This is a genomic window from Kocuria nitroreducens, from assembly GCF_042879195.1.
Classification (GTDB): Bacteria; Actinomycetota; Actinomycetes; order Actinomycetales; family Micrococcaceae; genus Kocuria; species Kocuria nitroreducens.
Genome location: NZ_JBHZTC010000016.1, coordinates 34,730 through 54,344 on the forward strand (window position 1 = coordinate 34,730; position 19,615 = coordinate 54,344).

Sequence of the window (19,615 nt, forward strand, 5' to 3'; positions counted from 1 at the left end):
CACGCCACCACGTATCCGAGCAGAGGAGACACCATGCCCGAGACGATCGCCGGGATCACCGTCCCGGACTCCGCGCTGGTCCGCGAGACCACCGAGCTGGTCCAGCGGGCCGCCGACGAGAGCCTGTTCCACCACTCCCGTCGGGTCTTCCTCTTCGGCATGCTCAAGTCCGCCGCGCGAGGGCTCGAGGTGGACCCGGAGCTCGCCTACGTCGGGGCGATGTTCCACGACCTCGGCCTCACGGAGGAGCACCGCACGAAGCTCCAGCGCTTCGAGATCGACGGCGCCGAGGCGGCGCAGGCGTTCCTGCGCGACCACGGCCGTTCCGCGGAGGAGGCACGCGCCGTGTGGCTGGCGATCGCCCTGCACACCACCCCGGAGATCCCCCTGCGCCTGGCGCCCGAGGTCGCCGTGGTCACGCTGGGCGTCGAGACCGACGTGCTGGGCCTCGACCTGGACGAGATCTCCGAGGAGCACCGCGCCGCTGTCGTCGCCGCGCACCCGCGGCCGGACTTCAAGAACCAGATCCTCCGCGCGTTCTACGACGGCATGGCCGACCGCCCGGAGACCACCTTCGGCACCATGAACGACGACGTGCTCGCCCACTTCGACCCCGGCTTCCACCGGGAGGACTTCGTGCGCATCATCCAGGAGAACGCCTGGCCCGAGTGAGCTGAGCATCCTGGCGCCCGGAGCAATACGCTGGAGACGTCAGATTCACAAGATTCACAAGATTCACCGACGTTCACAGGAGAGACGTGGAGAACCCCTTCCGTCCTACCGCAGGGGCCTCCCCGCCGGAGATCCTCGGCCGAGCGGGCGTCCTTGACGAGTTCGCCTACGGGCTGCGCCTTCGGTCCGGAGCGCCCGGGCTGCTCAGCATCTTCACGGGGGCCCGGGGCGTGGGCAAGACCGTGATGCTGGGCGCCGCCGAGGACCTGGCCCGTGCTCAGGGCTGGGCCGTCGTGTCCGAAACGGCGACACGAGGTTTCATGGGCCGCATCGGCAACGGCATGCGTCGACTGGCCGACGAGCTTGGCAACGGCCCCCAAGGCCGGCGGCTCACGGCAGTCGCGGCGGCGGGCTTCGGCTTCACCACTCAGCTGCCGCCCGATCAACAGCTGCAGTGGCGCGAAGAGGGTCTACGGCTCCTGCACCTGCTGGAGGAGCAGCAGACCGGACTGCTCATCACCGTGGACGAGATCCATGCCGCGGACCGGCAGGAGATCGCCCAGCTGGCCGCGGACGTGCAGCACTTCATCCGGGCGGATCTCCCCATCGGTCTGCTCTTTGCCGGCCTGCCGGCGGCCGTGTCGGACCTGCTGAACGAGGGAGTGGCCACGTTCCTCCGCCGCGCCGACCGGATCGACCTGCACGCGGCCGCGATCGGCGAGGTCCAGCGGTCCTACGTGGAGACCTTCGCGGCGGGCGGCTTCACCCTCGTGGAGGACCAGGCTCGCCGCGCCGCCGAGGCCACCGGTGGCTATCCCTTCCTGATCCAGCTGGTGGGGTACTTCCTGTGGCAGGAGGCGGAAAGGTTTCCCTCTGTGCTCGCGGGCGAGGTGGTGGACCAGGCGGTCGCCGCTGCTCACCGCCGGAACGAGCGCGTGGTCATCGAAGCAGCACTCTCGACCGCCTCCCGACGCGATCTCGACTTCCTCAGGGCCATGGCTGAGGATGAGGGACCGTCCGCCGCCGGGGACATCGGCGCCCGGATGGGAGCCAGGCCGAACACCGTCGGCAACTACAGGACCCGGCTGATCGACGCCGGACTGATCGAGCCGGCCGGCTACGGGCTGGTCCGATTCGCGATCCCGGGACTGCGCGAACATCTGCGGCAGCGCCCGCAGTAGGTGCCCGGGCGTCGAGGGAAGCGAACCCCTGTCCTCCAACAAGGGGATGGGCATGGACAACCGAGCGACGACTGCGGCGCCGATAGCCGTCCTGCAACCGGCGTTGTCAGTGGCTGGTGGACGAATCTGGACTTCTTGTCCCCAATTGCATTGACAAACACCCTTTCCATTTATGATGAATGTGCAACAAGTCACATTTGCACACGTCTGGAAGGTTCGCGATGAAGAAGACCGCAGCGGCACTGGCGGCACTGGCCGCCGCCGGGTTCACCGGACTGTCGACGGCGCCGGCCTCGGCTCAGATGTTCCAGAACTGTACGGCGGCCAACAACGCCGGCTACTACAACATCCCGACCTCGTCGCCGGCCTACAGCTCCGACCTCGACGGCAACGACGACGGGGTCGCCTGCGAGGGTGGCGGCACGTCCGTGTACATTTCTCCGACGGTCGACACTCCTGTCGTGAAGAACACCGCCGTGTTCGGCAACTGCACCGAGGCCCGCGCTGCCGGCCGGGTGAACATCCCCGCTGGCGACCCCGCGTACGGTCTGCACCTCGACGCCGACCGTGACGGATTCGGCTGCGACGCCGACGGCAGCGACGACGGCGTGCAGCACCAGGAGATCATCGACTGGGTGCCCGAGGGGTGGGCCAACAGCGGCCAGGGCTACGACCAGGTCGGCCAGGTGCCCGTCGGCGGCGCCGACACCGGCGTCGAGGGCGAGCCCGCCGTGCCGGACCTCGCGCTCGCGGGCGGCCTGACCCTCACGGCCGCGGCTGGTGCGACTGTCCTGGTCCGCCGTCGCGCCACCCAGGGCTGAGCTCCGGGCAGGTCCGCGACCAGGGGATAGATTCGTGCCCGTGCTGGTCTTGCTTCACGACCGCCGCGACGGCTTCCTCGCCGCTCCGACGGTCGAGCCAACTCCTGAGCAGACGAGCACGCCGGACAGCAACCCGGCGCCGATGGCCGAGTCGGCGCCGGTGTCCGTGCGCCTGCCCGCCCTGGGCACAGCATCCGAGCTGCTGCTGATCCCCTGCGACGGCTACAACCCCTTGACGGGGGAGCCCGACGACAACTACGTGATGTTCGCGACGCTCGTCAGCTGAACCGCAGCCCGGGGTTCCGAGGGGTTGCGCGGGCGCGTCACTCGTCGATCCGCCGGGCCTGCTCGTCCCAGGAGGTGTGGGCGTCCCGGCCCTCGGTGGGGTGGTGGGTCTCCCGCAGGGCGCGGAGCGCGGCGTTGCGCTGCTGCGCCAGGGCCTCGGCGGCGGCCTTCGTGGCGGCGTCCTCGCGGGCCTGGGCCCGGGCGGCGGTGACGGCGTCCATGATGAGCTCCACGCCCAGCGCGCCGCCCTCCAGGTAGGCGGTGCGGACCTGCCGGTCCGGGTGGTACAGGTACTGGTCGTTGACCTGGCCGAGGCCGGTGTCGAACTCGGTGTCCGTCAGGTCGGTGATCATGGCGACCACGCGGTCCAGGCGGGCGTCCAGCTGATCGAGCAGCTCGTGCCGCCGGGCACTGCTGCGCAGGGACCACAGCGCCCGTCCGTGCGTGCGGAGCCGCTCCACGTCCCAGTCCGCCTGGGGGACCACGGACAGGGTGCCCGTGAGTAGCCGGGGATCCCTGCTGTCCTCCGGCGGGGGCAGGGAGCGGAGGTGCCACGAGATCCAGGCCGTGCGCATGTTGGAAGCCCCGGCCGCCCGGGCCTCGTCAGCGGACGTCTGCCCGGACCGCGGGGCGGGGAGCGGCTGCTCGTCGTCGTCCGGGGACGCAGTCTCCCGGGCGGTGCGGGTCTGGTTCGTGATGAAGCCGGCGCTGAGCCAGACCAGGAGTCCGAGCAGGGCCAGGCCGAGGAGGGCCACGCCGCCGAGGAGCAGGAACCGGAACAGGCCGACGAAGACCACCGCGCCGATCACTGCCACCCAGATGATGGCGCCGTTGTTGCTCTCCGTGTTCTTCATGGTGGGCCCCCGCAGACCGTGGTTCCTGAGCACCGATTGTAGTCTCCGTCCATGCGAGTTCTCCGTGAGCGCCGGGCACCCGGGGCCCGCTCCGGTGGCCTCCCCGTGGATGGTCGGAGCCCGGGCGGTCCGGGCATCAGGAGAGGGTCACGGAGGTGGCCGAGTGCCCGAAGCCGACGACGTCCTCCCGCCCGTCACCGTTCACGTCGCCGAGCAGACGGGGATAGCGGTCCTGGGTCCAGCCGTCGTCGGACCCGTAGCCGGCGACCTTGAGGACCACGGGCCCGAAGGTGCTGTCGGCCCGGCCGTGGGCGACGTACATCCCCGCATCGCCGAAGCCGACGAGATCCTGGACCCGGTCCCCGTCGACGTCCGCGAGGGTGCGCAGGTGCCGGTCACTACGCCATCCCTGGCGTGCACCGAAGTCGTCCGCCTTCAGGGCGGGCGCCGCGAAGGTCCGGTCGGCGCGCGCGTAGGAGACGTGGACTCCTGCGCTGCCGAAGCCGACGACGTCCGCGTGCCGGTCGCCGTTGACGTCACCCGCTTCCCGGGGGTGCTGGTCGACGCGCCACCCCTGCTGGTAGCCGAAGTCGGGCACCGTGAGCGTGGCTGGGTCGAAGAAGGGTTCCGACGTCGACCAGTGGGAGACGTAGGTGCCGGCGTCGCCGAAGCCGAGGACGGCCTCCTGGACCCCGCCCACCAGGTCGGTGAGCATCCGGGGGTGCTTCTCGGCCCTCCAGCCGCGGTCGTGCCCGTAGCTGTCGCTGACCGTGGTCGCGCGCGTAAAGGTCCGGTCGGCCCGGCCGCGGGCCATGAGGACGCCGGAGTCACCGAAGCCGACGATGTCCCCGGACCGGGAGGTCCTGACGACGGGACCGACCTCCCGCGGGTGCCGGTCCACGCGCCAGCCCTGGTCGTAGCCGAAGTCGCGGACCGTGAGGACCGGGGTGGTGAAGGATCCGTCGGCCTGGGCGTAGGAGATGTAGGTGCCCGCGTTGCCGAAGCCGACGAGATCGGAGCGACCGTCGCCGTCGACGTCGACCACGTCACGGGGATGCCGGTCGACCCGCCAGCCCTGCCGGCGGCCGAAGTCGCGCACCGTGAGCACCGGTGCGCTGAAGGTCCCGTCGGGCCGGCCGTAGGCGACGAAGACGCCCGGATCACCGAAGCCGACGATGTCCGCCCGGAGATCGCCGTCGACGTCCCCGAGCAGCCGCACGTGCTCGTCGACCCGCCAGCCCTGGGCGTAGGAGAACATCGGTTGCGAGGACGCCGCGTGGGCCGCCCCGCCCCCGCTGAGCCCGGCGACGGCCAGCGCCACGACCGACGCGCCGGTGACGACACGGGAAACCAGTGGATGCTGCACTTCGGGTACCCCCATTTCCGAAGACGGAGCGTCGTCCGGGGACCAGGGCGGACGTGCCGGCCGGAGGATCCGGCCGATCCCCCTCGGCCGTCGGACGAACTCCAGCTCCCGCTGCCTCGATCGGAACGAGATCCCACCCGGAAGGGCGCCGCACGGGCGGTCGGCAGCGGCTGGCCACCCCAGTTTACGTCCGCAACTGCGGCTGCTCCAGGCCCCGCTCGAAGCTGCCCACAGGTATGCCGAGGATGTGATGCACGGGTGGACCGCCGCGGGCCTCGAGTCACTCGACGACCGACGAGGCCCCGTCCTGTTCCGAGGAGCTGCCCTGGGTTCTTCGACCGGGGGAGTTCAGCACCGGACGGGCAGGCCCTCGCGGTAGGCCCGCTTGAGCTCGGTCAGCTCCTGGCCGTGCGCGGTGCTCTCGGTGTTGAGCACCGGCTGGTGCGCGGCGACCCACCGCTGCTCGAGGGCGTCGACGTCGTCCTTCGTCCCGCACCCCGCCCAGCCGAGGAGCAGGTGCTCCTGCATCCATGCCGTGAGCCGCTGCTCGTGCGCCTCGTCGAGGACCACCCGGTTCCGTCCGTCCAGGGTGGCGCCGTCCCGCCACGACGGGTCCCCGGGCAGGAGCACGGCCAGCAGGGTCCGCCGCAGCGCCGAGGAGCGGGTGCGCCGCAGGTGCTGGCCGGAGATCCGCCCGTGGAGGTCGCGCCGGGCGCGGCCCACGTAGAGCAGCTCGGCCGTCCCCCAGCTGTGGCGGAGCCTCCGCACCGCGGGCAGCTGCAGCCCCGCCGCTTCCGGCGTGGGGGAGCGGGTGGTGTCCAGCCACCAGGAGTAGACACCGCGGGAGTGGTGGACCTCGGCCTCCAGCGGCGTGCTGAGCGGCAGCTCGGCCAGGCGAGGCTCTGCGGGCTGCGTGCTCACGGGTCACCACCTTCCACAGTCGTTCTCAACTGCAACTCTGCTTCGACTGTAGGCGCAGCACGCGGCGGTGCCCAGTCCGCCCGGCCCGCGCCGTCGTCCGCGGTGCCCCTCTTGCCATACCTAGCACTGCTAGGGTTCAATGCATAGCACCACAAGGTATAGGAGGCGCGGTGCGCATCGACAAGGACCTGGTCGCCGCCTCGGCCACCCCCCTCGTGCTGGGGATCCTGGCGGACGGCGACCTGTACGGCTACGCGATCCTCAAGCGCGTCAGCGAGCTCTCCGGCGGCTCCATGCAGTGGACCGACGGCATGCTCTACCCGCTGCTGCACCGGCTCGAGCGGCTCGGCTACGTGTCGTCCTCGTGGGGCACGTCCGAGGCCGGGCGCCGGCGCAAGCACTACGCGATCACGCCGGCGGGCCGATCGGCGCTCGCCGACCGGCAGGAGCAGTGGGCCGTCGTGGCCGACGCGCTGCGGCAGGTGTGGCAGGCCGCGCTGCAGCCCCCTGCCGCGACCGAGCGGTGGGCGTGATGGAGCTGCGCGCGGAGCAGGAGGCCCAGATCGGGAGGTGGCGCGGCTGGGTCCAGCGCCGCCAGGCGATCTCCCCGGCCGACGTCGACGAGCTCGAGGACCACCTGCGCGAACAGGTCTCCGACCTGAGGGCCACCGGGCTCGACGACGACGAGGCCTTCCTCGTCGCGATCAAGCGCATGGGCAATCTCGACGCCGTCTCGCACGAGTTCGCCCGCGAGCACTCCGAGCGGCTGTGGAGGCAGCTCGTGCTCGTCCCGGAGGACGCCGAGGACGCCGGCGCGCCGCCGTGGCGGGAGCTGGGCGTCGTCCTGGCCCTCGCCGTCGGGGCGGGGGTGGCGGTCAAGGCCGGCATCGCCTGGCTCGGCGACGAGGCAGTGCTGGCGCGCAACCTCGGCCTGCTCGTCCTGCCCTTCCTCGCCGCGTACTTCGCGTGGAAGCGCCGGCTCACCGCGCGCGTGGTGGTGGGGCTGCTAGTGCCCTTCGCGGTGCTGGCGGTCGTGCTCAACGGGTATCCGTTCGTCTCCGGCGGGTCCACCGAGCTGCTCGCGGTCCTGCACGCCCCGGTGGTCCTGTGGCTGCTGGCCGGTATCGCCTACGTGGGCGGGAGGTGGCGCTCCGACGGCCGGCGCATGGACTTCGTCCGCTTCACCGGTGAGCTCGTGATCTACTACACGCTCCTGGCCCTGGGCGGGGCGGTGCTGGTGGGGCTCACCTTCGGGGCCCTGCAGGTCGTCGGCACCGACCTGGAGCCGGTGCTGGAGGACTGGATCCTGCCGTTCGCCGTGCCCGGGGCGCTCGTGGTGGCCGCGTGGCTGGTCGAGGCCAAGCAGAACGTCGTCGAGAACATCGCCCCGGTCCTCACGCGCGTCTTCACGCCCCTGACGATCGTGATGCTGGTGGCGCTGCTGGCCGTGCTCACGGCGGCCGGCGGGCTCGTCGACGTCGACCGGGGGCTGCTGATCCTGATGGACGCGATCCTCGTGCTCGTCCTGGCGCTGCTGCTCTACGCGATCTCCGCCCGGGACCCGCTCGAGCCGCCCGGTCTCTTCGACGGACTGCAGCTGGTGCTCGTCGTCGCGGCGCTGGCGGTGGACGCGGTGATGCTGACCGCGATGCTGACCCGGATCGCCGAGTTCGGCTCCAGCCCCAACAAGATCGCCGCGCTCGGGCTGAACCTGCTGCTGCTGGTGCACCTGGTGCGGGCGGCCTGGCTGAGCGCCGGGTGCCTGCGGGGACGGCGGCCGTTCGCCGAGCTCGAGCGCTGGCAGACGCGCTACCTCCCGGTCTACGGCGTGTGGGCCGCGATCGTGGTGGTGGTCTTCCCGCTCGTCTTCGCCTTCGTGTGATCGACGGGTTCTCCGGCCGGGCCGTGGGGTCCCCGAGCGGTTGCGGCGGGCGGGGGCCTGCGCGTCCCGGTGGCAGGGGAGCCGCCCCCCGACGACTGACCAGACGGTCCAAGGCCCGCTGCCACCAGGACGGCGGCGTCATGATCTACGTCGTGCGGGCGGCCTTCCGGCCGGTCGCTCCGACGTGATCCTCACGCGGCGGCTCAGCCCCCCGGCTGACCACCTGCGTGATGCATCAACACTAACACTGGGTTAGTACTTGATCGATTCGCATTCTGTCCACCGTTGTACCGACCGGCCTCGGCTCCCTGCCTCGGTTCGGGGGGCACCCCACGGCCGGGACGTGATCCGGTGGGCGCGCCGGCGGTGCCGGGGGACGGGGTCGGACCAGCCCGGCAGGAGCTCGTCGTCGAGAGCCTGGACGGTCGGCTGTCCCGACCTCCACCACGCCGGACAGTCACGGGACCACCGCAGGAGAGGCCATCACCCCGCCCGGAGACGTCGCGCCGCGGATGGCCGGGCCGCGCGGGGCGTCAGGGGAGCGACCAGGTCGCACGCGGGTCCCGCGCCGACTTCCCGCTCCACTCCACGAGCCCGTGTTCGCGCAGGGCCGCCAGCTGCTTGGTCACGGTCGGCCGGCTGCTCCCCACCACGTCCATGACCTCTCCGGTGCTCAGCGGGCGGCAGGCCTCGCGGAGCACGCCCAGCAGGGTCTCCGCGCCCCGGGGAAGGGCAGTCAGGACGTCGTCGTCGATGATCTTCAGGGCGGACAGCGTGAGGTGCACCGCTCCGGAACTCTGCCGGTACGCAGGGGGCTGCAGGCCTCGGGAGGACATCTCGTGGAACATGCGGCGGATTCCCTCGCCGAGCTCCTGCCCGATGCGGAGGTCGGCGCAGGTGCGGGCGATGCGGGGATTGCGGGCGTAGCGGCTGATGTCCAGGGGGCGAGCCGTGTCCACCAGCCCGGGGAACCGTCCCGGACTGGTGATCTCGATCCGGTTCGGGAAGATCTCCACCCGGATGTGGTCGCCGGCCATGCTGTAGGAGCGGTGGACCACCGCGTTGACCAGCCCCTCCAGCCAGGCGTCCCGAGGGACCAGGGGCACCCCCGTGAACTTCCCGTCCGGACCCAGCGCACGGCGCTTGGGCACCCACCGGTCGACGGTCTCGGCGGCCTCCTGGATCATCCGGGGAACGGAGCCCTCGACGCGGCGGTCGCCCTCGTCGTCGAGGGTCAGACCTGTGCCGCTGCCCCGCTGGTTCTCGGTGTACCGGAGCACTCGCACGTGGGCGTGCGGCAGCTCGGTCTGGGGACTCCGCGCGAACAGGAGCCACGCGGCCACGGTGACCTCCCCGTGGCGCCCGAGGAGCCCGCGGGCCCGCAGCACGTGCTCTCCGCTCGTACGAGCACCCGCGGCCTCGCGGAAGGCCTCCACCTGCCCGGCGCCCAGGTCCTGCACCGTCAGTCCCGGAAGCGGTCTGCCGTCGAAATGGCTCTCACCCCGGTCGTAGTGCAGCTCCTGCCGCTGGGCGAAGGTCAGCTTCCGGGACTCGTCGCCCACCCGCAGATAGCACTCGCCGTTGACGTGCTCGTGGACCGAGCCGCCGGGGTCCACCCGGGCAACGAGCAGTGTGCCGTCCGGATGGGCGACCTCGGAGAACCAGGTGCGCACCGGCGGCGCGGTGAAGTCCAGCGGTGCCTGGCGCAGCTCGTCGAGGGCTCGGGGTGCAGGGGTCTCCACTCGGCCGTCGTGCAGTCCGACGACGATCGTCCCGCCCTCCGCATTGCCCATCGCCACCAGCGTGATGGCGAGGTCCTTGCCTTGATGCGGGCGGAATTCCGATCGAACCACTGGTCCTCGGGAAGCGCGGACAGCGCGGCGACCACCTGGTCCGGCGGAAGGCTCAGGGCAGCATCGACGGCATGGGAGGACATGCATCTACTCCAAAATTTTTAGAGTAGCTTGGAAGCATTGCTGGCGGCTGTCGACGCCCTTCGTGGTGGAGCGGCAGATCCTCCGGGCACTGCGATCGAGAGCGCTGGATGGCTAAGCGCTCGTGCGTGTGACGAGTTCGGGGGGAAGCCGGACGCTCTCGACGTCCTTGCCGTTCAGGACGTCCATCAGCATCTCGAAGCCCTGCCGGCCGATGCTGTGCATGGGGGAGCGCACGGTGGTGAGTCCCACGCTGCCGGCCAGCGGCGTGTCGTTGAAGCCGACGAGGGCCATGTCCGCCGGCACCGTGATCCCTTCCCGGGCGAATACGCCCAGTGCGCCGATCGCGGCGAAGTCGTTGACCGCGAAGACGGCTTCGGGCAGGGGGCCTGCGGCGAGGATCTTGGCGGCGGCCAAGCTGCCGGCCGGGGCGTCGAAGCCGCCGGGGATCACCTGGGCCGGATCCACGCCCAAGCCGTGCTCAGTGAGCGAGTCCAGGAAGCCTGCGCAACGGTCGATCGAGGTCGAGGTCCGTGGATCGCCCGCAATGAGGCCGAAGGTCCTCCGGCCGGAGGCGACGAGGTGCTCTGCGACCATGCGCCCGCCGGCGTAGTCGTCGCAGGTCACGGACCGGTGTCCGGGGGAGCGTCGGCTCACCAGCGTGAAGGCCACTCCGCGCTCGGCGAGCTCGTCCAGGAAGGGGTCCTCGACCAGGGCGTCGCCGAAGATCAGCCCGTCGGCGCGGCGGTCCAGCAGCTTCTCCGCCTTGGCGCGGTGGGCCGCGGGGTTGTCCAGGGAATTGGAGACCACGGTAAAGTAGCCGTGCTCGGAGGCGGCCTCGTCGATGCCCTCGTACATCGTGGCCAGGACGTAGTCCTGCAGGCGGGGCACGACGACCCCGATCATGTGCGACTTGGCCGTGCGCAGCGAGGCGGCGTAGGGGTTCTTGCGGTAACCACGCTCCTCCGCGAGCGCGAAGATGCGCTCCGTGGTGTCCTGTGACGCCCATTTGGAGTCCAGGCCCTTGGGGTCGTTGAGCACCCGGGAGACCGTGGAGGGATTGAGTCCCAGCTCGCCCGCCAGGGCCTTCAGCGTGACCGCCGGCCGCGCGCCCATGTCCACCTCCTCGCCGCTGTACCCACACAGTAATGGACGTTAAACCTTGGTAAACGTGTTGCGCATCACTTCAGATTCGCCCTAAGGTCGGTACCAGTACCTTACGCAATCGATTGCGGCATTCGTTTGCATAGAGGTCCGCTCCACGCCGGAGCGGGACGACCCCACGGACAGGAGGCGGCGTGTGACGCACATCCAGCTGCTCGGCACGGGGGGCACCATTGCGTCCCGCGGCGGCGGATCCACGGGGTCCGTGGCCACGGACACGGCGGCCGACCTGTCCCGGAATCAGTACGGCGAGCTCACCGTCTCGGCCCGGGACGTCCTCACCACGGGCAGCTACCGGCTCACCCTGGGAGAGCTGCGGGCGATCACCGAGGCTGCCCGGGACGCGCTGGCCGACCGCGGCAACGACGGCGTCGTGGTCACCCACGGGACCGACACCCTGGAGGAGACGGCGTACCTGTTGGACCTGGTGCACAGCTCCCCGAAGAGCGTGGTGCTCACCGGTGCCCAGCAACCGGCCGACAGCCCGGCCCCGGACGGTCCGCGCAACGTCGAGGAGGCGGTGCTCGCCGCGGCGTCTCCCGAACTGCGGGGCAGCGGCGTGCTGATCTCCTTCGACGGGACGGTCCGGTCCGCCCGTGGTGCCCGCAAGGCGCACACCACCGCGAGCAGCCCCTTTCAGGGCGGCGCCGAGGTCGCGCACATGGCGGGGGCCCGGTTGGTCGTGACGGCCAAGCCGGTCCGACGCCCCGCCCTACCGCTGCCGCCGGAGGCCTTCGACAGCACTCGGGTCGAGATCATCACGGCCCACACTGGCGCCACCCCGGAACTGTTCGACTTCGCCGTGGACTCCGGTGCTCAGGCCGTGGTCCTCGCCGGATCAGGCGTCGGCAACGCCGGCCCCGGCTTCGCCGAAGCCGTGCGCCGGGCGGTCGGCACCGGTTGCGCCGTGGTGCTCAGCACCCGTGCTCCGTGGGGACCGGTCGTCCCCATCTACGGCAACGGCGGGGGCACCGACCTCGTGGCGGCCGGCGCGGTCCCGTCCCAGGACCTCAACCCGCTCCAGGCGCGCGTCCTCGCCGCCCTCCTGATCTCCCTGGGCACCTCGACCACCGAGTTCCCCGGGGCATTCACCGCTCACCTGTAGAACACTCATCCGCCACCAGAGGAGACAGCATGTCCAAGAAGATCTATGTATCGGTCGGGATCGACGTCGACGCCGTCGGGGGCTGGCTCGGGTCCTACGGCGGCGAGGACTCCCCGGGGGACATCTCCCGCGGTCTCTTCGCGGGTGAGGTCGGTGTGCCGCGACTCCTGCAGCTCGCCGAGCGCCGCGAGATGCCCGTGACCTGGTTCTGGCCCGGCCACTCCATCGAGACGTTCCCGGAGCAGTTCGACGCGGTCGTCGCCGCCGGTCACGAGATCGGCGTCCACGGCTACAGCCACGAGAACCCCATCGCGATGACCCGCGAGCAGGAGACCGAGATCCTCGACTACTGCACCGACCTCATCGAACGGCGCGCCGGCAAGAAGCCGGTCGGCTACGTGGCGCCCTGGTGGGAGTTCTCCGGGGTGACCAACGAGATCCTGCTCGAGCGCGGCTTCCTCTACGACCACTCGCTCATGCACGACGACCACACCCCGTACTACGTCCGGGTCGGGGACAGCTGGACCAAGATCGACTACGACGCCGCCTCGGCGAAGGAGTGGATGAAGCCGCTGGTGCGCGGCGAGGAGACCGATCTCATCGAGATCCCCGCCTCGTGGTACCTCGACGACCTCCCGCCGATGATGTTCATCAAGTCCAGCCCCAACAGCCACGGTTTCGTGTCCCCGCGGGACGTCGAGCAGCTGTGGAAGGACCAGTTCGACTGGGTCCACCGGGAGATGGACTACGCCGTCTTCCCGCTCACCATCCACCCCGACGTCTGCGGGCGGCCGCAGAACCTGCTCATGCTCGAGCGGCTCTTCGACCACATCCAGGACCACGACGGCGTGGAGTTCGCCTTCATGGAGGACGTCGCCCGCGATTTCGCGAACCGTAATCCCCGCACCGCCGGCTGAGCCGGCACGTTCGAAGGATCCACAGCCATGTCCTCTCTGCGCTCGAACCCGACGCCCTCCGGCGTCGAGCCCTGGAACGTCAAGGTCACGCCACAGATGGTGCGGAAGGTCTCCATCGTCTGCTTCATCGCCTGGGTCGTGTCCGTCTACGACTTCACCCTGTTCGGCACGCTGCTGCCCGTCATCGCGGAGGACTTCGGGTGGACCACGGCCGAGGCCACCGCGGTCAACACCATCGCCCACGTGGGCATCTTCCTCGTGGCCCTCGCCGTGGGCACGATCATCGACCGCATGGGCCGCAAGAACGCGCTCGTGGTCCTCATGCTGGGCGGCGCGGCCGCCGCCGGGTTCACCGGCCTCGCTGCGGGTGCCGTGAGCTTGATCATCATCCGATCCTTCTCCGGCTTCTCGATGTCCGAGGAGGTCGTCAACGCGGTCTACCTCAATGAGATGTACAAGGAGGCCAAGAACCGCGGCCTCATGTACTCCCTGGTGCAGGGCGGCTGGCCCGTGGGAGCACTGGTCTCGGCCGGTCTCTCGGCCCTGCTCCTGCCGATCATCGGTTGGCGGTGGAGCTTCGTCGTCGCCGCGGTGCTGGCCCTGCTCGTCGCGCTGATGGCTTCGCGTCTGCCCGAGTCCCCGACCTTCGCCGCCATCCAGGAGGTGCAGCGGCGCCGGGCGGCCGGGGACGTCGAGGGCGCCCACCGGCTGGCCGCCGAGCACGACCTCGAGGAGGGCAGCCACCACAAGACCGGATTCAAGGACGTCTTCACGCCGGAACTGCGCAAGCACACCACCCTCCTGGCTTTGGCATGGTTCTTCAACTGGTTCGCCATCCAGGTCTTCTCCGTGCTGGGCACCACTGTGCTGGTGGAGGCCAAGGGCGTGACGTTCGAGAACGCGCTGATCGTCCTCGTGCTGGCCAACGCCGTGGGCTTCGTCGGCTACGTCTTCCACGGATGGCTGGGCGACCGCATCACGCGCAAGCGCACCGTCGTCATGGGCTGGCTGGCGGGCGGCATCGTCAGCCTGGCCATGCTGCTGGGTCCGGGCACGCCCTGGTTCGTCTTCCCCATGTACGCGCTCACCCTCTTCTTCCTCACCGGTCCCTACGCGGCCCTGCTGTTCTACATGGGCGAGTCCTTCCCCGCCCACGTGCGCGGCATGGGCACCAACGTCGCCCACGTCATGGCGCCGCTCGGCGGCATCGCGGGCTCCGGAGTGCTCAGCCTCCTGCTCTTCCTCGAGGTGGATATGCAGTGGGCCGCGATCGTCTCGGGCACCGGCGGACTGCTCGTCTCGGCGCTGTGCATGGCCGGCACCCGGACCATCGACGACGCCGGCAAGAAGACGACGGTGATCGCATGATGCGCGACGACGGACTCGAGGGAAAGGTCGCCGTCATCTCCGGCGGCGGCAGCGGGATCGGCAGGGCCCTGGCGGTCGCCTACGCCCGGGCCGGAGCCCACACCGTCATCGGCTACCTCCCCTCCGACCCCCACGATGCGACGGACACCGTCCGCGCCGTGGAGGCCGCGGGCGGGCGCAGTGCGGCCGTCCCGATGGACGTGCGCAGCTTCGAGGACACCGAGACGCTGGCGCAGACCGCGCTCGACAAGTTCGACCGGCTGGACATCTCAGTGGCTGCGGCTGGCATCCTGCGCCGTGCCGCACTCGCGGACATGACCGACCAGGCGTGGGACGACATGATGGCCGTCGATCTCTCCGGGGTGATGCGCGTCTTCCGCTCCTGCAGCACGCGGATGACCCACGGCGGAGCCATGGTCGCGACGTCGTCGATCGCCGGTGGCGTCTACGGGTGGGAGGAGCACAGCCACTACGCCGCGGCGAAGTCCGGGCTCATCGGTCTGTGCCGCTCGCTGGCCGTCGAACTCGCGCCCCGGAAGATCCGGGTCAACGCCGTCATTCCGGGGCTGATCGAGAGCCCGCAGTCCCTGGACCCGGTGAACTCACTGGGTCGCGAGGGCCTCGACGCCGCGGGCTCGATCATCCCGTGGGGGAGAGTCGGCAACGTCGACGAGGCCGCACGCACCATCCGCTTCCTCACCAGCGACGACTCGGCCTACGTCACGGGGCAGCAGCTCATCGTCGACGGCGGGCTCACCGTCCGATGGCCGAGCTGAGCTCTCCAGGAAAGGCAGACATGAAACAGCTACTGACCGGAAAGGTCGCCGTCGTCACCGGTGGCGGCAGCGGCATCGGAGCGGCGATCGCCGTGCTCTTCGCCCGGGAGGGCGCGGACATCGCCGTGCTGGATCGCGACAGTCAGCACGCGACGGCCGTCGCGGAGGAGAGCGGCAGCTTCGGCGGGCGCACCACGGCACTCGCCGTGGACGTCACCGACGGCGAGGCGGTGCAGAAGGCGATGAGACGGGTCGTCGAGGAGCTCGGTGGGATCGACATCCTCGTCAGCGCCGCCGGCATCCTCGACGAGACGCCGTTGCTGGAGATGACCGAGGCGACGTTCGACAAAGTCCTGGCCGTGGATCTCAAGGGCGTCTTCCTGGCCGCGCGCTGGGCCGCGCCCCACATGGTGGAGCGCGGCGGCGGGCGGATCATCAACATCGCCTCGCAGCTGGGCATCAAGGGCGGCACCGGCCTGACGCACTACGTGGCGGCCAAGGCCGGGGTGATCGGCATGACGAAGGCCATGGCGCTGGAGCTCGCCGAGCACAACGTCCTCGTCAACTCGATTGCGCCCGGACCCATCGTGACGCCACTGATCGAGGGACTGTCCGAGGACTGGAAGGCCGCCAAGCAGGCAGAGCTGCCCATCGGCCGCTTCGGTCAGGCCCACGAGGTGGCGCCCACCGCGCTGCTGCTGGCCTCCTCACCCGGCGGTGACCTCTACACCGGACAGACGCTGGGCCCCAACAGCGGCGACGTGATGCCGTAACCCACCCGGGAGGAGACGGTCACGATGTGTGCAGGATGCCCCGGAGGGCGTGCGGTCTCCAGAGTGACGGCCTGCATCAACCTCAACGGCATGAAGCCGGCCGTCCTGGCGGAGCTGCGGCGCCGCGTGGGGCGCCGCGCGAGGATCACCGTGCTCGGCGACCAGTGGGCGCTGTCCTCCCGGACGGGAGTCCAGCAGGTCTTTCCCGACGTCGAGGCATTGGTCGGCGCCCTGGTCGGCCGGCGCCTCGTCGACCGGAGTGCCTCGCCGGAGGACTGCGGCGCCGAGCACAAGCGAATTCTGGAGGACATGACCCACCACGGCGCTCCGCCCACGGACGCAGTGGCGCTCGTGCGGGCGTTGCTCATCAGTGCCGACACCATGTGACCCTGTCGTGAGCTCTCGCCGACAGTGTGGGCCCACGACCACCACCTCGGAGCGGCTCCCTGAGAGCGCCGCTCCGGGAGCCGCCCCCATGCCCCTGAACGATTGTCGAAGGAGATGCTCATGACGGATCTCGCCCCGCTCTGGTCCCCACTGCAGATCGGTTCCACCCAACTGGAGAACCGCATCGCGCTGGCTCCGATGACCCGGATCAGCGCCACGGAGGAGGGCCACGCCACCGAGCGCATGGTCGACTACTACGAGGCCTTCGCCCGCGGAGGCTTCGGGCTGCTGATCACCGAGGGGATCTACCCAGACGCCGCCCACGGGCAGGGATACCTGTTCCAGCCCGGGATCGCCACCGATGAACAGGCGCAGGCGTGGGTTGAGGTGGTCGAAGCCGTCCACGCGGCCGGCGCGAAGATCTTCGCCCAGCTCATGCACGCGGGGTCCCAGGCCCAGGGCAACCGCTTCGTCGACTCCACGATCGGTCCCTCCGCGGTGGCCCCCAAGGGCGAGCAACTGGGGTTCTACCGCGGTGAAGGCCCGTACCCCGTGCCTGCGGAGATCACGACGGAGCAGATGGCGGAGGTCGGTCAGGCTTTCGTGGATGCCGCGCTGCGTGCCCAGGATGCCGGGTTCGACGGCGTCGAGATCCACGGTGCCAACGGATACCTGCTCGACCAGTTCCTCACCGACTACCTCAATCTTCGGACCGACGAGTACGGAGGATCGCCGGAGAACCGGGTGCGGTTCGCGGCCGAGATCTGCCGGGCCGTGCGCGACGCAGTGGGGCCGGGCATGGCGGTGGGCATCCGGATCTCCCAGGCCAAGGTCAGCGACCACGACCACCGGTGGAGCGGTGGACCCGGCGAGGCGGAGGTAATCTTCACGGCCCTGGGCGCCACCGGGATCGATTTCGTCCACACCACCGAGTACCGGGCGACCGCCCCGGCGTTCGGCGACGAGGGGCCGTCGCTCGCGGCGCTGGCCAAGCAGTACTCGGGCGTGCCGGTGATTGCCAACGGTCACCTGGACGACCCTGAGACGGCCGCGTCCATGCTGGAGGACGGCGCGGCCGACGTCGTCGCCCTGGGCAAGGCGGCCCTGGCCAACCGGGACTGGCCGCAACGGGTGCGCCGCAGTGAACCGCTGGCCGAACTAGACGGCAACCTGCTCGAGCCCCTGGCCGACGTCAAGGACTGGGAGTTGGAACTCTCCTAGGACGGCGTTGCGGAGGCCGCGGCCGGGTGAGGACCGCCCGGCCCCGGCCTGAGCCTGGACGGCCGGCACTGTGGCGGGTCGGTGCCGTCGTGGCACCGACCCGCGGCGTCCGAGACCGGAAGGCAGTCACAGTGCCCAGATCTCCTCCAGCCGCTCGGCCCGCTCCCGGCGCGTCTGCAGCGCCTCCTCCATGGACACCGCGCGGAACCGGGTGGTCGAGCCCGGGGCCGCCCGGGCGAGCAGGTCCATGTCCGCGGAGACCACGGTGCCCACCATGGCGTAGCCCCCGCCCGAGACCGCGTCCCGGTGCAGCACGATCGGCTGGGTGCCGCCGGGGACCTGGACGGAGCCCACGGCGTAGCCGGCGTCCACGATGTTGGAGGGGTCCGAACCCGCCCCGAACGGCTGCTCGCGCTCGATCCACTCCACGCCGGGGCCCTCGAAGCGCAGCCCCATGCGGTCGGCCACGGGGGTGAGCTTCCACTCCTCCTCGACCAGCCGGCGCCGGCCCTCGTCGGTGAGCAGGTGGTCGTAGAGACCCCACATGATGCGCAGCTCCAGCGACTTCCCGAAGGCGGGACGGAGACGCTCGGGGATCTCCTCGACCGCGGGCAGCAGACCCGTGGGCTCGCCCACGGGCACCACGTCCCCGGACGCCAGCTTCCGTCCGTCCAGTCCGCCCAGCCGCCCGATCGCGTAGGTGGAGCGCGAGCCGAGGACCTCCGGCACGGCGATCCCGCCGCGGACCGCAAGGTAGAACCGGGCGCCGCCCCGGAGCACGCCGAACTTCACGGCGTCCCCCGCGACCAGCTCGAGCCGCTGCCACGCCGGGCGCTCCTCGCCGTTGACCAGCACGGGGAGGTTCGCGCCGGCCACGGCGATCGTCGTCGGGGCGTCCACGGTGAAGGCCGGCCCCGTGTAGGTGCACTCGAGCACGGCCTGGGCGGTGGTGTTGCCGACCAGCTTGTTCGCCGCCTGCGCGGACTCCTGGTCCATGGCCCCGCCCTGCGGGATGCCCACGTGGTAGTACCCGATCCGTCCCTGGTCCTGGACGGTGGTCAGCAGTCCGGGCTGCTCAATCGTCAGCGCCATCGAGGGCCTCCAGGAGGGTGCGGTTGTAGGTGTCGGGATCGGCGAGCGCGGCTTCGACGTCCAGGGTCACGGGTGCCTGCTTGTACCGCCAGGTGCCGTCCCCGACCTGCTGCTGGATGGAGCGGTACTCGGCCTCGTCCACGGGCCGGAACTTCACGAGGTCCCCGGGCCGGAACAGGATCAGGAAGTCCCGGAAGTCGCGCAGGTGCTGCTCAGGGTCGTAGATCGGTGCGGCGGCGATGCCGAACATCTGGTAGCCGCCGGCGCCGCGCACCGAGTAGATGCAGGCGAAGCACCCGCCGTGGCCCACGGTCAGCGGGGGAGTGTCGGTGCGGGGGCTGAGGTACTTGGGCACCTCCAGCTGCCGTTCCCGGGGAACCAGCTGGTACATGAACGGCAGCCCGGCCACGAAGCCGACCATGGACACCAGCCACGGGGACTCGTGGTGGCGCCTGACGAACTCGGCGGCGTCCGCGAGGCCGTTGACCTTCGCGGCGTAGTCGAGGTCGGTGCCGGAGGGGTCCTGGTGGTAGCCCTCGCGGAAGCGGGCCACGACCTCGGCGGTGTAGGGGTCCTGGTACCAGACCGGGACCTCGATGATCCGGGTCTCGGCGGTGTACTGCGTGGACTCGCGGGCCTGGCCCTCGAGCTCCTGGGTGCGGCGCTTCAGGTCCTCGGCCTTGAGGACGTCCGGGTCGAAGCGCACCAGCAGGGACGCGTTGGCCGGGCAGACGTCCACCACGCCGGACAGGTCCAGTGCGGTGAGCCCCTGCGCCACGGTGGTGGCCAGGTAGTTGGCGGTGAGGTTCATGGCCTCGTCGAACTCCACGAACAGGAACTCGTCACCGCCCCACGTGTACCGGGCGGTGGGCAGGTACAGGGTCTCGGTCATGGTG

General features: G+C 70.6%; 20 protein-coding genes. 13 read left to right on the forward strand and 7 right to left on the reverse strand.

The genetic code is table 11. The features are described from left to right. The first annotated feature begins 33 nt into the window (after positions 1-33). The 4 genes from ACFYE1_RS12055 (at position 34) to ACFYE1_RS12070 (ending at position 2,960) form a co-directional block, all read left to right on the forward strand. Positions 34-672: an HD domain-containing protein gene (locus tag ACFYE1_RS12055; RefSeq protein ID WP_387743047.1), complete on the forward strand. Its 639-nt coding sequence runs from the start codon at positions 34-36 to the stop codon at positions 670-672. Positions 673-758: 86 nt separating this feature from the next. After that, positions 759-1,853 carry an AAA family ATPase gene (locus ACFYE1_RS12060; protein ID WP_387743049.1) on the forward strand — a complete coding sequence of 365 codons (1,095 nt, stop codon included), beginning with the start codon at positions 759-761 and terminating at the stop codon, positions 1,851-1,853. 221 nt (positions 1,854-2,074) lie between these two features. After that, positions 2,075-2,674 (forward strand): excalibur calcium-binding domain-containing protein, encoded by a 600-nt coding sequence (locus ACFYE1_RS12065; protein WP_387743051.1) that lies wholly within the window; start codon positions 2,075-2,077, stop codon positions 2,672-2,674. A 40-nt stretch (positions 2,675-2,714) separates the two neighbouring features. Next, positions 2,715-2,960 (forward strand): hypothetical protein, encoded by a 246-nt coding sequence (locus ACFYE1_RS12070; RefSeq protein WP_387743053.1) that lies wholly within the window; start codon positions 2,715-2,717, stop codon positions 2,958-2,960. A gap of 37 nt (positions 2,961-2,997) precedes the next feature. Here ACFYE1_RS12070 and ACFYE1_RS12075 read toward each other — a convergent pair whose 3' ends face one another. The 3 genes from ACFYE1_RS12075 to ACFYE1_RS12085 form a co-directional block, all read right to left on the reverse strand. Continuing rightward, positions 2,998-3,813 carry a hypothetical protein gene (locus ACFYE1_RS12075; protein ID WP_387743054.1) on the reverse strand — a complete coding sequence of 272 codons (816 nt, stop codon included), beginning with the start codon at positions 3,811-3,813 and terminating at the stop codon, positions 2,998-3,000. Between the two features lie 136 nt (positions 3,814-3,949). Beyond that, complete coding sequence (locus tag ACFYE1_RS12080) at positions 3,950-5,179, reverse strand: FG-GAP repeat domain-containing protein (protein WP_387743056.1); 1,230 nt, start codon at positions 5,177-5,179, stop codon at positions 3,950-3,952. Between the two features lie 348 nt (positions 5,180-5,527). Next, on the reverse strand, positions 5,528-6,100 hold the full coding sequence (locus tag ACFYE1_RS12085; protein ID WP_387743058.1) for a GIY-YIG nuclease family protein: 573 nt from the start codon (positions 6,098-6,100) through the stop codon (positions 5,528-5,530). Between the two features lie 170 nt (positions 6,101-6,270). Here ACFYE1_RS12085 and ACFYE1_RS12090 point away from each other — a divergent pair, with 170 nt between their 5' ends. Continuing rightward, positions 6,271-6,633, forward strand: coding sequence for a PadR family transcriptional regulator (locus ACFYE1_RS12090; protein WP_387743060.1), 363 nt, complete (start codon positions 6,271-6,273; stop codon positions 6,631-6,633). Continuing rightward, complete coding sequence (locus tag ACFYE1_RS12095) at positions 6,624-7,982, forward strand: permease prefix domain 1-containing protein (protein WP_387743062.1); 1,359 nt, start codon at positions 6,624-6,626, stop codon at positions 7,980-7,982. The genes ACFYE1_RS12090 and ACFYE1_RS12095 overlap by 10 nt, the downstream gene beginning before the upstream one ends. 533 nt (positions 7,983-8,515) lie before the next feature. Here ACFYE1_RS12095 and ACFYE1_RS12100 read toward each other — a convergent pair. Both ACFYE1_RS12100 and ACFYE1_RS12105 read right to left on the reverse strand, forming a co-directional pair. After that, a complete protein-coding gene (locus ACFYE1_RS12100; RefSeq protein WP_387743063.1) occupies positions 8,516-9,835 on the reverse strand; it encodes an ATP-binding protein in 1,320 nt (439 codons plus the stop codon). 195 nt (positions 9,836-10,030) lie between these two features. After that, the gene (locus ACFYE1_RS12105) at positions 10,031-11,032 is read right to left on the reverse strand and encodes a LacI family DNA-binding transcriptional regulator (protein ID WP_387743065.1); all 1,002 of its coding nucleotides are present in this window, start codon (positions 11,030-11,032) and stop codon (positions 10,031-10,033) included. 184 nt (positions 11,033-11,216) lie between these two features. On the opposite strand from ACFYE1_RS12105, the gene ACFYE1_RS12110 reads away from it, so the two are divergent. The 7 genes from ACFYE1_RS12110 to ACFYE1_RS12140 all read left to right on the forward strand — a co-directional run bounded on the left by ACFYE1_RS12110 (position 11,217) and on the right by ACFYE1_RS12140 (position 17,627). Further along, positions 11,217-12,185, forward strand: a complete 969-nt coding sequence (locus tag ACFYE1_RS12110) for an asparaginase (RefSeq protein ID WP_387743066.1) — start codon at positions 11,217-11,219, stop codon at positions 12,183-12,185. Positions 12,186-12,214: 29 nt separating this feature from the next. Further along, positions 12,215-13,102 (forward strand): polysaccharide deacetylase family protein, encoded by an 888-nt coding sequence (locus ACFYE1_RS12115; protein WP_387743068.1) that lies wholly within the window; start codon positions 12,215-12,217, stop codon positions 13,100-13,102. Between the two features lie 27 nt (positions 13,103-13,129). Beyond that, positions 13,130-14,470: an MFS transporter gene (locus ACFYE1_RS12120; RefSeq protein WP_387743070.1), complete on the forward strand. Its 1,341-nt coding sequence runs from the start codon at positions 13,130-13,132 to the stop codon at positions 14,468-14,470. Then, complete coding sequence (locus tag ACFYE1_RS12125; RefSeq protein ID WP_387743072.1) at positions 14,467-15,246, forward strand: SDR family NAD(P)-dependent oxidoreductase; 780 nt, start codon at positions 14,467-14,469, stop codon at positions 15,244-15,246. Before ACFYE1_RS12120 ends, ACFYE1_RS12125 begins: the two co-directional genes overlap by 4 nt. Positions 15,247-15,266: 20 nt before the next feature. Continuing rightward, positions 15,267-16,019, forward strand: coding sequence for an SDR family NAD(P)-dependent oxidoreductase (locus tag ACFYE1_RS12130; RefSeq protein WP_387743074.1), 753 nt, complete (start codon positions 15,267-15,269; stop codon positions 16,017-16,019). A 63-nt stretch (positions 16,020-16,082) separates the two neighbouring features. Continuing rightward, positions 16,083-16,406, forward strand: a complete 324-nt coding sequence (locus ACFYE1_RS12135) for a hypothetical protein (RefSeq protein WP_387743076.1) — start codon at positions 16,083-16,085, stop codon at positions 16,404-16,406. 120 nt (positions 16,407-16,526) lie between these two features. Further along, on the forward strand, positions 16,527-17,627 hold the full coding sequence (locus ACFYE1_RS12140; protein WP_387743078.1) for an oxidoreductase: 1,101 nt from the start codon (positions 16,527-16,529) through the stop codon (positions 17,625-17,627). A gap of 126 nt (positions 17,628-17,753) precedes the next feature. On the opposite strand, the gene ACFYE1_RS12145 is transcribed toward ACFYE1_RS12140, so the two are convergent. After that, positions 17,754-18,719 carry a 5-oxoprolinase subunit C family protein gene (locus tag ACFYE1_RS12145; protein ID WP_387743080.1) on the reverse strand — a complete coding sequence of 322 codons (966 nt, stop codon included), beginning with the start codon at positions 18,717-18,719 and terminating at the stop codon, positions 17,754-17,756. After that, complete coding sequence (locus ACFYE1_RS12150; RefSeq protein ID WP_387743082.1) at positions 18,703-19,611, reverse strand: 5-oxoprolinase subunit B family protein; 909 nt, start codon at positions 19,609-19,611, stop codon at positions 18,703-18,705. Before ACFYE1_RS12150 ends, ACFYE1_RS12145 begins: the two co-directional genes overlap by 17 nt. Between the last annotated feature and the right edge of the window lie 4 nt (positions 19,612-19,615).

Bases quoted from the DNA above. Each gene is read 5' to 3' on its own strand.
- ACFYE1_RS12150 (WP_387743082.1), bottom strand. From the start codon at position 19,611: ATGACCGAGACCCTGTACCTGCCCACCGCCCGGTACACGTGGGGCGGT.
- ACFYE1_RS12075 (WP_387743054.1), bottom strand. From the start codon at position 3,813: ATGAAGAACACGGAGAGCAACAACGGCGCCATCATCTGGGTGGCAGTG.
- ACFYE1_RS12055 (WP_387743047.1), top strand. From the start codon at position 34: ATGCCCGAGACGATCGCCGGGATCACCGTCCCGGACTCCGCGCTGGTC.
- ACFYE1_RS12130 (WP_387743074.1), top strand. From the start codon at position 15,267: ATGAAACAGCTACTGACCGGAAAGGTCGCCGTCGTCACCGGTGGCGGC.
- ACFYE1_RS12065 (WP_387743051.1), top strand. From the start codon at position 2,075: ATGAAGAAGACCGCAGCGGCACTGGCGGCACTGGCCGCCGCCGGGTTC.
- ACFYE1_RS12115 (WP_387743068.1), top strand. From the start codon at position 12,215: ATGTCCAAGAAGATCTATGTATCGGTCGGGATCGACGTCGACGCCGTC.
- ACFYE1_RS12120 (WP_387743070.1), top strand. From the start codon at position 13,130: ATGTCCTCTCTGCGCTCGAACCCGACGCCCTCCGGCGTCGAGCCCTGG.
- ACFYE1_RS12140 (WP_387743078.1), top strand. From the start codon at position 16,527: ATGACGGATCTCGCCCCGCTCTGGTCCCCACTGCAGATCGGTTCCACC.
- ACFYE1_RS12125 (WP_387743072.1), top strand. From the start codon at position 14,467: ATGATGCGCGACGACGGACTCGAGGGAAAGGTCGCCGTCATCTCCGGC.
- ACFYE1_RS12105 (WP_387743065.1), bottom strand. From the start codon at position 11,032: ATGGGCGCGCGGCCGGCGGTCACGCTGAAGGCCCTGGCGGGCGAGCTG.
- ACFYE1_RS12145 (WP_387743080.1), bottom strand. From the start codon at position 18,719: ATGGCGCTGACGATTGAGCAGCCCGGACTGCTGACCACCGTCCAGGAC.